9 protein-coding genes and 2 pseudogenes are annotated in these 14028 nt (G+C 63.4%); 4 read left to right on the forward strand and 7 right to left on the reverse strand.

Annotated elements, in window-relative coordinates; translation table 11 throughout:
- Positions 1 to 160: 160 nt before the first annotated feature.
- The 4 genes and pseudogenes from LDP01_RS08240 to LDP01_RS08255 all read right to left on the reverse strand — a co-directional run bounded on the left by LDP01_RS08240 (position 161) and on the right by LDP01_RS08255 (position 5655).
- Positions 161 to 2333 (reverse strand): annotated as a pseudogene (locus tag LDP01_RS08240) (DEAD/DEAH box helicase).
- Positions 2334 to 2773: 440 nt separating this feature from the next.
- A complete protein-coding gene (locus LDP01_RS08245; RefSeq protein ID WP_224088392.1) occupies positions 2774 to 3430 on the reverse strand; it encodes an MOSC domain-containing protein in 657 nt (218 codons plus the stop codon).
- A 29-nt stretch (positions 3431 to 3459) separates the two neighbouring features.
- Positions 3460 to 4135 (reverse strand): annotated as a pseudogene (locus tag LDP01_RS08250) (response regulator transcription factor).
- Positions 4132 to 5655 carry a sensor histidine kinase gene (locus LDP01_RS08255; protein WP_224088393.1) on the reverse strand — a complete coding sequence of 508 codons (1524 nt, stop codon included), beginning with the start codon at positions 5653 to 5655 and terminating at the stop codon, positions 4132 to 4134. Before LDP01_RS08255 ends, LDP01_RS08250 begins: the two are co-directional and overlap by 4 nt.
- Before the next feature lie 151 nt (positions 5656 to 5806).
- Between LDP01_RS08255 and LDP01_RS08260 the strand changes: the two genes are divergently transcribed.
- The 3 genes from LDP01_RS08260 to LDP01_RS08270 are packed head-to-tail and all read left to right on the forward strand — an operon-like array spanning position 5807 to position 9308.
- The gene (locus LDP01_RS08260; protein WP_224088395.1) at positions 5807 to 6556 is read left to right on the forward strand and encodes a Tat pathway signal protein; all 750 of its coding nucleotides are present in this window, start codon (positions 5807 to 5809) and stop codon (positions 6554 to 6556) included.
- Positions 6557 to 6558: 2 nt separating this feature from the next.
- Positions 6559 to 7764, forward strand: coding sequence for a glutathionylspermidine synthase family protein (locus LDP01_RS08265; RefSeq protein ID WP_224088396.1), 1206 nt, complete (start codon positions 6559 to 6561; stop codon positions 7762 to 7764).
- Positions 7761 to 9308 carry an APC family permease gene (locus LDP01_RS08270; RefSeq protein WP_224088397.1) on the forward strand — a complete coding sequence of 516 codons (1548 nt, stop codon included), beginning with the start codon at positions 7761 to 7763 and terminating at the stop codon, positions 9306 to 9308. The genes LDP01_RS08265 and LDP01_RS08270 overlap by 4 nt, the downstream gene beginning before the upstream one ends.
- Before the next feature lie 7 nt (positions 9309 to 9315).
- Here LDP01_RS08270 and LDP01_RS08275 read toward each other — a convergent pair whose 3' ends face one another.
- The gene (locus LDP01_RS08275; protein ID WP_224088398.1) at positions 9316 to 10650 is read right to left on the reverse strand and encodes a glycosyltransferase 87 family protein; all 1335 of its coding nucleotides are present in this window, start codon (positions 10648 to 10650) and stop codon (positions 9316 to 9318) included.
- 148 nt (positions 10651 to 10798) lie between these two features.
- On the opposite strand from LDP01_RS08275, the gene LDP01_RS08280 reads away from it, so the two are divergent.
- Positions 10799 to 11974, forward strand: a complete 1176-nt coding sequence (locus tag LDP01_RS08280) for an acyl-CoA dehydrogenase family protein (RefSeq protein ID WP_224088399.1) — start codon at positions 10799 to 10801, stop codon at positions 11972 to 11974.
- Between the two features lie 60 nt (positions 11975 to 12034).
- Here the strand turns inward: LDP01_RS08280 and LDP01_RS08285 are convergent, their stop codons facing one another.
- Together LDP01_RS08285 and LDP01_RS08290 are read right to left on the reverse strand one after the other, a co-directional pair.
- Positions 12035 to 13471, reverse strand: a complete 1437-nt coding sequence (locus tag LDP01_RS08285) for an MFS transporter (protein ID WP_224088400.1) — start codon at positions 13469 to 13471, stop codon at positions 12035 to 12037.
- Positions 13468 to 13992 (reverse strand): winged helix-turn-helix transcriptional regulator, encoded by a 525-nt coding sequence (locus tag LDP01_RS08290; RefSeq protein WP_224088401.1) that lies wholly within the window; start codon positions 13990 to 13992, stop codon positions 13468 to 13470. The genes LDP01_RS08285 and LDP01_RS08290 overlap by 4 nt, the downstream gene beginning before the upstream one ends.
- Positions 13993 to 14028: the final 36 nt, after the last annotated feature.

Consider the following 14028-nt stretch of genomic DNA (forward strand, 5'->3'; position numbering starts at 1 on the left):
TGCGCGGGTACAGAAACCCCGGTCTTGTTCGACATTCCCACCGTTCAAGGCCCCGTATATCGAACAAGGCCCGGAATTGACGGGTTAAACGCCACAGGGGGCCGGCCCGAAAGCCGACCCCCTGACGGGAACTACTTAGTGTTTACCACTTGACCAGTGTTTACCACTTGCCCTTGCGGTTGAAGTCGCGGTGTCCGCCTTCGCCACCGCTGCGGGGCTTGCGGGCGCCGTCGCCGTGTCCGCCGAAGCGGGAGCCGCTGGCCTGGCCGCGGTCACGATCGCCGAAGCTGCCTGCAGTGCGCTCGGAGCGGTCGCTGTACGTGCGGCCGCCGCGGTCGGCAGAAGAACGCTCGCCACCTTCGGACTTGCGGAAGTCCTTCTTGAACCCACCGCTGCCCTTGAAGTTGCCGCCACCACGGTTTTCGCGGTCGCCGTAGCCACCACGGCCACCGGCGCCACCACCGGCGTAGCTGCCACGGTCGCTGTTGGGCCTGCGTCCGTTGTCCAGCTCAAGGTGGATCAGTTCGCCACCAATGCGGGTGCGGGACAGTGCGCGCAACTGCTCGGGGCTGAGGTCTGCCGGGAGCTCCACCAGGGAGTGGTCCGAGCGGATGTCGATGCCACCGATTTGTGCGGAGGAGATGCCACCTTCGTTGGCAATGGCGCCCACGATGGAGCCCGGCATGACGCGCTGACGGCGTCCGACGGCGATCCGGTAGGTGGCGTTGCCCTCGGTGAGTGCACGGGTCGGGCCACGGGAGCCGAAGCCGTCCTTGGAGCGCTCGCGCTTCTGGTACTCAGGAGCTGCAGGCAGTTCCTTGACCAGCAGCGGCTGTCCGCCCTGTGCCATGACGGCCAGTGCAGCGGCGATCTCCGAGGCCGGTACGTTGTGCTCTTCCTCGTAGGAGGAGATGAGGTCGCGGAATGCTGCAACATCCTCGGACTCGAGGGTCTCGGTGATGCGTTCGGCGAACTTGCCCAGGCGCAGCGTGTTCACGGTCTCGGCCGTGGGCAGGTGCATCTGCTCTACCGGCTGGCGCGTAGCCTTCTCAATGGAACGCAGCAGGTACTTCTCCCGCGGCGTCATGAACAGGATCGCGTCACCGGAACGGCCTGCACGGCCGGTACGGCCGATGCGGTGGACGTAGGACTCGGTGTCGTGGGGGATGTCGTAGTTGATCACGTGGCTGATGCGCTCAACGTCAAGGCCACGGGCTGCGACGTCGGTAGCAACCAGGATGTCGATGCGGCCTTCCTTCAGAGCGTCAACAGTGCGTTCGCGCTGCTGCTGCGGGATGTCGCCGTTGATGGCGGCAGCCTGGAAACCACGGGCCTTCAGCTTGTCGGCGAGGTCCTCGGTTGCCATTTTGGTGCGCACGAAGGCGATGACGCCGTCGAAGTCTTCAACCTCGAGGATGCGGGTCAGGGCGTCCAGCTTGTGCGGGCCCATGACCTGGAGGTAACGCTGCTTGGTGTTGGCACCGGTGGTGGTCTTGGACTTCACCGAGATTTCAGCAGGGTTGTTCAGGTACTGCTTGGACATGCGGCGGATCTGGCCCGGCATGGTGGCAGAGAACAGTGCAACCTGGCGGGTTTCCGGAGTCTGCTGGAAGATCTGCTCCACGTCGTCGGCGAAGCCCATGCGCAGCATCTCGTCAGCTTCATCCAGCACCAGGTACTGGAGTTCGGAGAGGTCCAGGGAGCCCTTGGCAATGTGGTCGATCACACGGCCGGGGGTACCGACAACAACCTGTGCACCGCGGCGAAGGCCCGGCCAGCTGGGGACCGTAAGCGGAACCACCGTAAACCGGAAGCACGGTGAAGTCGTCAATGTGCTTGGCGTAGGAAGTGAACGCTTCAGCAACCTGGAGGGCGAGTTCACGCGTCGGCGCCAGGACCAATGCCTGGGTCTTGCGGGACGGGCCGTTGAGGTCGTGCAGCTCCGCCAGGCGGGACAGGGCAGGGACAGCGAAGGCTGCAGTCTTGCCGGTACCGGTCTGGGCCAGGCCGACGACGTCGCGGCCTTCGAGGAGCAGCGGGATGGTGGCTGCCTGGATGGGGGACGGCTTTTCGTACCCGACATCCTGCAGTGCGGCCAGAACGCGGCCATCGATGCCAAGATCGACGAAGCGGACGCCTTCTTCTTCCTCATCTTCTACCTTGGGGGCAGAAGCTTCGGTGAAGGTGGGGGCTGCAGACTCGGGTGCAGCGTTCTCGACGGGGGCAGCGGCGGCGGCCGGTGCTTCTACTGCGGTGCCTTCAGCGGCGGTCTCTGCTACGTCAGCAGACTCAGCGTTGGGGGCGTCGAAGTTTTCGTTGAGATTTTCGGTCATAGGGGGAAATTCCTCATCCATAGGGCAGTCGGCGCGGCCCGGTTGGGCTTGGCCGCATTACTCGTCGCGAAGAGCCAGGCAAAGGTGCCCTGCTTTCGCAAGAAGTCCGGCGCTATCGCAATCCCATGGCAGGACTTCCCGCTGCATCTCTTGGCTGCTATCCCAGCAGTCTGTACAGCGTTTTCTTTAGCCGGCTCTCCCTATGAAAATGCCCGCACACATTTGCGGGCCCCAACACTTACCAGTCCTGCCTCAAGAATTGGGCAGGATAAAGGGATTTCCGGAGTGGGGGATATTTCAAGTGTAGGGCACAGAGTGCCATCACCGCGAGTTGAGTGCTGATGAAGACCAGGTGAGCTTGAGCACACCCGGACTCCTCGGCTACTCCAGGCAGCCTCCATGCAGCACCCCAACAAGCCCGGCAGCCCGTTCAAGAAGGCTTAGAACCCGTTTCGCCGAAGGACTTTCTCGAACTTCCCGTGGTATTCGTCCTGAAGCCGGATCTCCCCGTCCGCCTCGGCATCGAGCAGGGTTTGCACCATGTCCGGTGTGGGCTCGCTGAACCACTGGCCAACAGTAATGCCGTGCTTCGGTACGAACAGCTGGTGAATGTGGTCTCCCGCGGACACCGTCCCCGTCTTGATCACACGCAGGTAGGTTCCAACCCGCCCGGCCTGCGTGAAGCGCTTCACCCATTGCGGCTCGTCCAGCAAGCGCTGGAAGGTGGCGCACGGGACGCGCGGTGACGTTACCTCCACCTCCACATCCAGCCCGATCTTCCAACGTTCACCAATGACGGCTCCCGTGGTCTCGATTCCCTCCACGCGCAGGTTCTCCCCGAAGACGCCGGCTGGAAGCTCACGATCCAGTGCGGCCGACCAGTAATCGGCATCCGCCTGGGAATAGGCATACAAGGCCTGGTCTTCACCGCCATGATCGAACCTGTTGGCCTGGACGTCGCCGTGTACGCCGAGCTTGTGGATCTTCACGGGGCCTTCCACAGGACGCTTATCTATCGCCGTGACGCCAACGCTTCCTTCCGGGTCCGGCAACAACTGGTGGACACGGCAGACAGCGAGGAGGGATGCGGTGTTCATGGACAACAGTTTACGGACGGGGAACCGGATTAAGGATCAAACCGGTAACCCATTCCCGCTTCAGTGTGCAGGTGCCGCGGCGCGGCCGGGTCCCGCTCCAGCTTTCGCCGCAACTGGGCAATATACACCCGCAGATATTGCGTCTCCTTGGCATAGGGCCTGACCCCAGACCTGGGTCAGGATCTGCTGCTGGCTCACCAGCTTCCCCTTGTTCCGGACCAACAACTCCAGGATGTTCCACTCGGTGGGCGTCAGCCTCACCTCTGACCCGTCCTTCACGATCTTCTTGCCCGCCAGGTCCACCATGAAGTCCGACGTCGCCAAGGTAGGTTCCTCCCGATCGGTAAGGACCCGGCGCGAGGCAACCCGAAGCCGCGCAAGCAGCTCATCCAGTCCGAAGGGCTTGGTAACGTAGTCGTCCGCACCGGCGTCGAGCGCTTCAACTTTGTCCTCCGAGGCATGCCGGGCGGACAGCACGATGATGGGCATGCTGCTCCACCCACGGATGCGGCGGATGATCTCCACCCCGTCCATGTCCGGCAATCCAAGATCCAGCACAACAATGTTCACGCTTTGTCTCGCCACGGCGTTCAAGGCATCGGCGCCGTTTCCAACGGTCATTGCCTGGTACCCATGGGCCTGCAGGGTGACCTGCATGGCCCGCGCGATCTGGGCTTCGTCCTCAACTATCAGCACACGGGTCATGCCCTGCCTCCCCCATGACCGGTCCACAGCGGCAACGTAACCACCATGGTCAAACCGCCACCTGGCGTCGGTTCCGCCATGAGCGTGCCGCCCATGGCCTCCGTGAAGCCTTTGGCCACCGCAAGTCCCAACCCTATTCCGCCGCCCGCGCCGCCTGCAGGGGCCGGCGAATCGCCCAGCCGCTGGAAGGGCTGGAACATCTCAAGCACCTCGTTGTGTCCCACCCCGCTGCCATGGTCCACGATCCTCAGTTCGCTGGCAGGCTTGTCCCCCACCGTTATCCCGGCACCCGCACGCGCTGTCAGGACAACGTCTGAACCGGGTGCGTACTTCACCGCGTTTTCAACGATGTTCGCCACGACGCTCTCCAACATGCCGGCGTCGGCTGTTACGGGCGGCAGGTTGGGTTGCAACTCGCTGCGTATCCGATCCTTCGGGATCCCTCGAAGTGCCTCGGGCAATATTTCGGTCCAGGTGGTGCCCGCGAGCAAAGGGTTCACGGCATCGGCGGTAATCCGGGACATATCCAGCAGGTTGTCCACCAAATGGTCAAGGCGGTCGGCATAATTCTCGATCGTCTCCAACAACTCCTTCTCCACGTCCGGAGGGAACTGGACCTCTTCCTGCCGCAGGCTGCTCACAGCCAGTTTGATTCCGGCCAACGGCGTCCTCAAATCATGGGAAACGGCGCGAAGGATAGACGTCCGCATCTTGTTTCCCTCGGCCAGGCGAAGGTTGTCCCGCCGGCTCTTGACCAGCTGCTGCCGCTCACGCACAGCCACCACAAACGCTCCGAAGGCCGCCAGCAGACGCTGGTGTTGGGAGGACAGCGCACCACCGCGCAACAACAGCGTGTAGTGGGGATCGACGACGGCGGCATGGTCCGCGGCAGCATGGGTCACCGGCGGATTGGGGCCGGCGCTCGCAAGAATCCGCCACTGCGGCGGTGCTCCCGGCACTGTGACGCTGTCCGGTCCCGGCGATCCCAAGAGCGTCACAGCCTCCATGCCGAGATTTCCGCGGACTTTCTCAAGGAAGGATTCAAGGCTGCCGTCGGAACTGAGGATGCGCAGGGCCAACTCGCTCAGGGCAGTGGCCTCGGCCTCGGACCTCGCAGCCTCCTGGGCCCTGCGGCTTGCCAGTCCCACCGCGAGCGCCACGCCGCAAGCCACGGCCAGGAAAACCACCAGGGTAAACAGGGTGGTTGGATCAGCGATGGACAGGGAGCCCACGGGTTCGGCGGAAAAATAGTTCAGCAGGAAACTACCCAGGACCGCCGCGACCACGGCGGGCCACAGGCCTCCGATTGCGGCAACGGCCACGGCCGCCGCCAGCTGAAGGAGCATGATCATGGCGAAGTTTCGGAAGCCCAAAACGGTGACCATGACTTCGACGCCCGGCGGCAACAGCAAGGCAAGGACAAGGCCCGTCACAACGCGTCCACGGCCGATGCCCCGAACAGCGGGAAGGCGCAGCAGAACGGCGTCGGAGTCGCTGCTTTGTGCTTCAGGAGCTGGCATGGCTACATCCTTCCACGGTTGGCAAGATGGGCAGTTCTGCCCACCTTCGGATGACAGCAGTGCCCCCGCCCCGCTCAAGGACTAGGCTTGCTTTCAGCATCTGGTCCGGCATGGCACCGGACAATCCAACGGTCTATCCAGGGGGATATACATGGACCCGAACGAAGGCGCCGCAGGCAGCGGCGCTTCAGGAAACGGCGCGTCAGGAAACGGCGCGTCAGGCAGCGGTGCTGCAGGTGGTGGCCAAGGCCCGGACGCGGGCAAGAATCCGCCCAAGCCACCGCCGTGGCAGGTGCCCAAACCCGAGCTCCATCCCGAGCTGATCCCTCCTGCCAATGACGACACGGACAAAGCTCCCGGCACATCCCAACCCGGCACATCCCAGCCAGGCTCTTCCCAGCCCGGCTCCTCCCAGCCCGGCCGTTCCAAGCCCGCGCCCGGCCATCCGCTCCCGATCCTTGACCCGTTCGCCAAGGAACGTGAACGCGAAGCAGCCCAAGCCGAGGCCCGGAAGAAGCGCTCCCGGCGCCGCACCGTCGTCGTGGGTCTGGGCGTGACGGCCCTTCTGGCCGGAACCATCACGGCCGTGGTCGCCAGCAGCGAACAAGAGGCCGACTACGCGCAGGTCTGTTTCAACGATGAAACCGGCGAGCGCGTGGACGATTCCCAGTGCAACAACAGCAGCTCCGATGGCCGCGGTTCCGCCATCTACGCCTGGTACTTCTACTCGCGGGGAGCCAGTGTGCCCGCTGTGGGACAGAACCGCAGCTCCTACCCGAGCTACACGAAGACAGTTCCACAAGGCGCCAAGACGTCAACGGGCTACAGCACCAAGGGCGGCACAGTCAGCCGTGGCGGCTTTGGCAGCAGCTCCAAAAGCGGCGGAAGCTCGGGAGGCTAGGCGTGCGGCGTTTGCCCTCCGAGCCCAGGCCGGACTGGAAAAAGAAGATCGAAGAACAGGGCCTGGTGTTTTCGACCACCACCATGCCCGATGGCCGCAAAATCGAGTACTGGAACGAGTCGGCGTACTACGAATTCACTATGGACGAGGTGGAGACGCTCGAGAAGACTGCCGAGGACATGCACCTCATGTGCCTGGAAGCGGCAAAGTTCCTCGCCACCGGGGCCATGGGAGATATTGGCATCGGCCAACAGGCGCTGGAGCTTGCCGGTGAGTCGTTGCAGGCCGGGGATATGGATATCTATGGGCGCTTCGACTTCATCTATGACGGCAAGGGTGGGCCGGCGAAGATGCTGGAGTACAACGCCGACACGCCCACAGGCCTTATTGAAGCCTCCGTTGCCCAGTGGTTCTGGCTGCAGGATGTGTTTCCGGAAAAGGACCAGTGGAACGGAATCCATGAGGCGCTGATCCGGCAATGGAAAAAGCTGCAGTTCCGCACCGGGATGAGCACACTGCATGTGGCTCATTCGGAGGCCGAAGAGTCCGGCGAGGACTGGATGACTGCCGCCTACATGCGGGATGTGGCGAGCCAGGGTGGGTGGACGACCATCGGCATCAATATGTCGGATATCGGTTGGGACCCGAACCTGAACCGCTTTGTGGACCTGGACAATTTCATGATCAGCACCATGTTCAAGCTGTACCCGTGGGAACTGATGATGAAGGAACCTTTCGGACACCGTCTGCTGACGCGGGCGCATAACCCCCGGTGGGTAGAGCCGGCGTGGAAGATGCTGCTCTCCAACAAAGCCCTGCTGGCTGCCCTGTGGCACCTCTACCCCGGACACGGGAACCTGCTGCCGGCCTACCTTGGCGATCCTGGCCCGCTCAAGGAATGGGTGGCCAAGCCCCTTCATGGCCGCGAGGGCGACAACATCCGTATCCATGCCCCCGGCATCGAACTGCAGCAGCCCGGCGGCTATGGCCGCGAAGGGTGGTGCTTCCAGGAGTACCACGCTCTCCCCGACTTCGACGGAAACCATCCGGTGCTTGGTCTGTGGGTGGTGGACGGCGAGTCCGTGGGCTGCGGCATCCGTGAATCGGATGGCCCCATCACGGACTATTTCTGCCGCTTCGTTCCCAACACCATTGATGCCCCGGCGCCTGCCGCGCCCACCACTACTTCTTATGGAGCTGCACTTTGAGCACTGAAATTTCGACGCCGGACGGCGGTTCAGCGGGCGGCGACCGTACCGTCGTCGTACCTTCCAAAGGCCTCCATGCAGGGATCCTGGACCTTGGCGACTCCGTCATGCTCGGTTTGGCATCCACGGCACCGGTGTATTCGCTGGCCGCTACGCTGGGACTTATAGTTGCCGTCAACGGCAACTACACGCCCCTGATCCTGGTCCTTGGCTTCATCCCGGTGCTGTTCATCGCCTACGCGTTCCGCGAGTTGAACAGTGCGCTCCCTGACTGTGGCACCACGTTCTTCTGGGCCCGCAAAGCCTTTGGGCCGTGGGCGGCCTGGCTGGGCGGCTGGGGAGTGGCCTTGGCCGGGATCGTGGTCCTCGCCAACCTGGCCCAAATTGCCGGGAAGTACCTGTGGTTGCTGGTCGGCGACGGCTCCCTGGCCGGGAACACGTGGTTGGTCACCGCCACCGGGGTCTTGTTCATCGCCTTCATGACCTACGTGAACCACCGCGGGATACGGCTTGGCGAGCACGTCCAGCGGACCCTGACTTACATCCAGTACATCTCCCTGGGCATCTTTGCGGTGGCCATTATTGTTGGGATCGCCGGTGGCGCGCCTGGAACAGCCGACAGCAGCCCCACCGTCCAGCCTTTCGACCTTGAATGGTTCAACCCCGCGGGTGCGTTCGCCGATCCCAGCGCCGTAGTTCATGGGGTCCTGCTGGCCCTGTTCATCTACTGGGGCTGGGACACCTGCCTGGCCCTGAACGAAGAGACGGAAAACCCTGCGAAGACTCCAGGCCGGGGTGCCGTTATCTCGGCGTTCGTCCTGGTGGCAATCTACGTCTCCGTGGCGCTGCTGGTCATGATGTATGCGAGTGTCGGGACCGAAGGCATTGGCCTGGGCAATGAAGCCAACCAGGATGACGTCTTCCTGGCCATGAAGGACGTAGTGCTGGGTCCCTGGGGTTGGCTGATCGTGGTGGCTGTGCTGGCATCGGTCCTGTCCTCAACGCAGACCACCATCCTCCCCACAGCCCGGGGAACGCTGTCCATGGGCGTGCACGGTGCCCTTCCGGCGCGGTTTGGCAAGGTCCACCCAAGGTTCCAGACACCGGGTTTCTCAACCCAGGTGATGGGTGTGGCTGCCGTGGCGTACTACGTGGCCATGAGCTTCCTCAGCGAGGACCTCCTGGCGGACTCCATCAGTGCCATCAGCCTGTTCATCGCGTTCTACTACGCCCTGACCGGTTTCGCGTGCGTGTGGTTCTTCCGCTCAACGCTTCGGGATTCTGCCCGCAACCTGTGGTTCCGCGGCATCCTGCCCTTCCTGGGAGCGGTGTCGCTGACTGTGGCGTTCTTCATTTCAGCGGTGCAAATGTGGGATCCGGAATACGGTGATACGCAGATCTTTGGGATCGGCGGAGCCTTTGTCAGCGGTGTCCTGCTTCTGCTCCTGGGTGTGGTGCTGGCCATCGTGTGCCGTTTCGCACCTGCCACGCGTGGCTTCTTCACCGGTGAACACACCGAGGTCGGGCTGGTGCGCGGCGAGTAGCCTGCGTTCAGCGCCGTGCCATGGCCCACCGGCGGAGCCGGGCAGGCACGCCATCCGGCAGGACCGCATCCCGCCGCAGCGCCACAAGCCAGCAGGCCAGGATTGCCACGGCGCAGAACACCCCTGCGCTCGATGCCATGATCCACAGCCCCGGCGTCTGGACGTTGAGATCAGCGGCACCCAGAGCCGTGCCAATGGTCTTTGGAGAATAAAAGAAGACCAGCGTGGAAACGGCCAGCACAGCGGTCATCAGAATTCTCTGCGCCCTGTACCGGCCCGGAGTTTCCTTGATGGTCCAGGCGAAGGCCGGCAGAACGATTGCCATCCAGACCCAGTGGTGGGACCACGAGACGGGGCTGATGAGCAGCATGGTCAGTGCCGTCGTCGATATTGCAATGACGCGGGCTCCTTGCAAGCTGGCCGCGCGGATCAGGAAGGCCGCGAGCACCACCGTGCCGAGGCTGAGCGCTAGCCAGGGAACCGTCACTGAATCCTGCGGCACGCCGAAGTGAAGCAACGCGCCCTTTATCGAGAGGTTGTCCACGTAGCCGGCGCCGCCGATCCGGGACGTGTCAGGGAGTATCTCCAGCCAGAACTGCAGCGACTCGGCTGGCCGAACCACCCACGCCACGAGGACGGTACCGGCGAAACCGATGGACATGTTGGCCAGTCCACGCCAGTCCTTACGCATCAGGAAGTACAGGCCAAAGACAAGGGGCGTGAGCTTGATACCCGCCGCTATGCCGACCAGGAAGCCGCTGCCACGGAACCCCCGACGCCCGGAGGCGCCCAGCAAGTCGACAGCCATCAAGCCCATGAGCAGGATGTTGATCTGGCCGAACGCCAGCGTCTCGCGCCACGGACCAAGGAACAGGACAGCCAGGAACAGCGCCCCGGCAATCCAGCGGGCACGGGCGGATGACAATGCAGTTCGCCAGTCGTGCTTGGAGGCCCAGTACTTCACTATGGTGGCGCCAACCCAGCCGGCAATCGCTACGCCGGCCACGTTGAACAGCATCAGCGCGGCGGGTTGCGGCCAGAGTGCCAACAAGCCAAAGATGAGCGCTGCGAACGGCGGATAGGTAAAGGGAAGATCCGGTCCTCCGGCGGCGGCAACACTTGGGCCGTACAAGTCCGAGGGCGAGGCACCGGCCTCGTTGAGGATGCTTCCGCCGAACCAGTAGACACTGAAGTCCAGGCCCTCCTTACTCCAGCCAGCAAGCATCAGCCACACGGGCCAGATCAAGAGCGCCCACGGGAGCCAACGGAGTGTTTGTGATGCGGTGGATGCAGACTTCCCGGCTTCCGCCTTAGCCTGTAAATCGACGCCGGGCAGTGCCATGTCTTTGTCCCCCAATATTTTCTTTGTGCAGTGGGGATCCCAGTGGCTCCCGGAATACATACTACTTAAACGCCCGACGGCGGCCCGACCCGGCTGGTGGCGCGGTGCGTCCGTCCACTGCGTGCATCCAGCCACTTAGGATGCTGGAATGAGCGATTCAACGACGAACACCTCGGATGTGCTGGCCCTTGATTCCCTGTTGACCAGCGAAGAGCTGGCCCTCCGCGAGAAAGTGCGGGATTACACCACGCAGCGGATCCGGCCGAACATCGCGCGCTGGTATGAGGACGCAGTCTTTCCTCGGGAGATCGTGCCGGAGTTGGGCGAGCTTGGCGTCCTGGGAATGCATCTGGAGGGTTACGGCTGCCCCGGACGCACCGCCGTCGAATATGGCCTGGCAGCCATGGAACTGGAGGCCGGTGATTCCGGGATCCGGACCTTTGTCTCAGTGCAGGGCTCACTCGCGATGACGGCCATTCACAAGTGGGGCTCGGAGGAGCAGAAAGAACAGTGGCTGCCGCGGATGGCCGCCGGTGAACTGATCGGCTGCTTTGCGTTGACGGAGCCGACGGCCGGTTCGGATCCATCATCGATGGCCACTTTCGCCCGGGAGACCTCCGACGGCTGGGTCCTCAACGGCGCCAAGCGCTGGATCGGACTCGCCTCAATTGCCGACGTCATGGTGGTGTGGGCCCAAACAGACGACGGCATCCGCGGCTTCCTGGTACCCGCGGGCACGCCGGGCGTAACGGCCACGCCGATCGAACCGAAGCTCTCCATGCGCGCATCAATCCAATGCGACATAAAGTTCGACGGCGTAAGGCTGGGTCCGGAGGCAATCCTCCCGGGTGCAGTCGGACTTCGTGGGCCGTTCTCCTGCCTGAACGAGGCCCGGTACGGCATCGCGTGGGGAGCGATGGGCGCAGCACGCGACTCATATGAGGCCGCCTTGGAGTATGCCGGCAGCCGGCTCCAGTTCGGGCGACCACTCGCTGGATACCAGTTGACGCAGGAGAAGCTGGTGAACATGCTCCTGGAGATCCAAAAGGGAACCATGCTCGCCCTGCACCTTGGCCGCCTGAAAGACGCCGGACACCTTCAGCCCCAGCAGATCTCCGTGGGCAAGCTCAACAACGTCCGCGAGGCCATCAAGATCGCCCGGGAGGCCCGGACTATCCTGGGCGGCAACGGAGTCACCCTGGATTATTCGCCGCTGCGGCATGCCAACAACCTCGAATCAGTGCGCACCTATGAGGGCACTGATGAGGTTCACACCCTCATCCTTGGGCAGCACATCACGGGAATCGGCGCCTTCCGCGGCTGAGCACCCAAGTAGGTAGCAGCTGATGCCGTTTTGGCGCCTCAAAACGGCATCAGCTGCGACCTAGTTGGTTGGGGCTGCAGGCGCGTCGGCGACGGCCACGGGTTGCTTCCGTGCCGCATCCTTGCGGATGGTTGCGCTGATCACTGCAGCCACCGTGCACATTGCGGCCGCGCCCAGCCACGCGTAGTTGTAGTGGCCGGTGGCATCGCGGATGAAACCAGCAGCCAGTGCGGCGGCAGCCGCTCCGAGTTGATGCGCCGCGAACACCCAGCCGAAAACCACTGAGCCATCGGCGCCGAACACCGAGCGGCAGATGGCCGCGGTCGGAGGCACCGTCGCCACCCAGTCCAAGCCGTAGACCACAACGAAGATGATCATGCTCGGTTCCACGGATGAGCCCAGCAGCAGAGGAAGCACCAGAAGCCCGATCCCCCGGAACTGGTAGTACACGGCCAACAGCACCTTGGGGTTGAAACGGTCCGTCAGCCAACCGGATGCGATGGTCCCCACGATGTCGAAGATCCCGACGACGGCCAGCAGACCCGCCGCTGTGGTTTCGGGCATCCCGTGATCGTGAGCTGAGGGAATGAAGTGTGTGCCGATGAGCCCGTTGGTTGTCGCTCCACAAATAGCGAAGCCCGCCGCCAACGCCCAGAACGTGCGGACTTTGCTGGCACGCTTAAGGACCTGCAATGCCCGGACAGCCGCGTTCGCCGAATCCGGCTTGGCTGCTGCGGAAGCCGTCGACGCAACTGCAACACCCGGCGTCGTGGTCTTTGAACCGGCGGGACTGGCGCCAGGTGCTTCCGCACCGTAAGGCAACACCCCGACGTCGGCGGGTGAGTTCCGCAGCCACCTCAGGACCAGTGGCACAACTGCGAGCGCCCCTGCGGCGATGAGCAGCGACGCGCCCCGCCAGCCCGGGTTCTGCGCCAGGGCGGCGAGGAAGGGCAGGAAGACAAGCTGGCCAGCGGCGCTGCCGGCGGTCAGGATGCCGATCACCAAGCCACGGCTCTTGGCGAACCAGGTGTTGGCGATGGTGGCTGCGAAGACGAGGGCCATGGATCCCGTTCCGAGGCCAATCAGCACGCCCCACGTGAGCAGGATCTGCCAGGACTGGTTCACCAACACAGTTAGCGCTGAGCCCAGGCCAATCAGGCAAAGCGCTAGCGCGGTGACTTTGCGTATGCCGAAGCGTTCCATCAAGGCCGCGGCGAAGGGGGCCGTCAGACCGAACAGGACGAGGTTGATGCTTACCGCAAGGGACAACACTGTGGTGGACCAGCCGAATTCCTGCTGCAGCGGGACCATCAGCACTCCGGGCGCGGCCCTGAAGCCGGCCGCACCAACCAGGGCGAGGAATGCTACGGCGGCCACGATCCAGGCAGGGTGCAGCCTGCGGCTGGGTCGACGGCCAGGTTTGGTGCCCGTGGGTCGCTTGCCGGTGGGGACACTTGCAGAGGTTGCCGGAGTTCCGGTGACGTCGGGAGCGGTCATGCGGAGATCTCCGTTTCGGGGGAAGTTGTTGATACGGGTGCTACGGCCAGGGGCAGTGGATGGTCGCTGCGTGTGAAGCTATGCCAGCTCGTGTTGGCAGCTGTCAGATGGACGCCACAGTGGGTGCAGGTGTCGGCCGAGGCTGTGACTTGTCCGCAGTCAGTGTGGACCACCCGCATATGGGACACCTCATTGGGGGCGTCCAGGTGTTTCTCTGCCCAGATGATGATGGCGTTGAGGACGGGAAGAGCGTCCTCGCCCTTGGGTGTCAGCACATATTCCTGACGGGTTCGGGCACCATCCTGGTAGGGGCGTTGCGCCAGCAGCCCCGCCTCGAGCAGCCATCCAAGACGTTTGCTGAGAACGTTGTCTGCGACTTCCAGGCGCTGCTTGATCGCGTCGAAGCGGCCGTTTCCGAAGAAGATCTCCCTCAGGACCAAGCTCCCCCATGGATCACCGAGGACATCCAGGCCGCGGGCCAGGCTGCACGCGCGGGCGGACCAGTCGGATCGTAAGGGCATGTGGACAAAAGTACATGACTTTTCTAAAGAAAGCTA

Origin of the sequence: Arthrobacter sp. StoSoilB13 (assembly GCF_019977255.1) — a bacterium.
Taxonomy (GTDB): Bacteria; Actinomycetota; Actinomycetes; order Actinomycetales; family Micrococcaceae; genus Arthrobacter.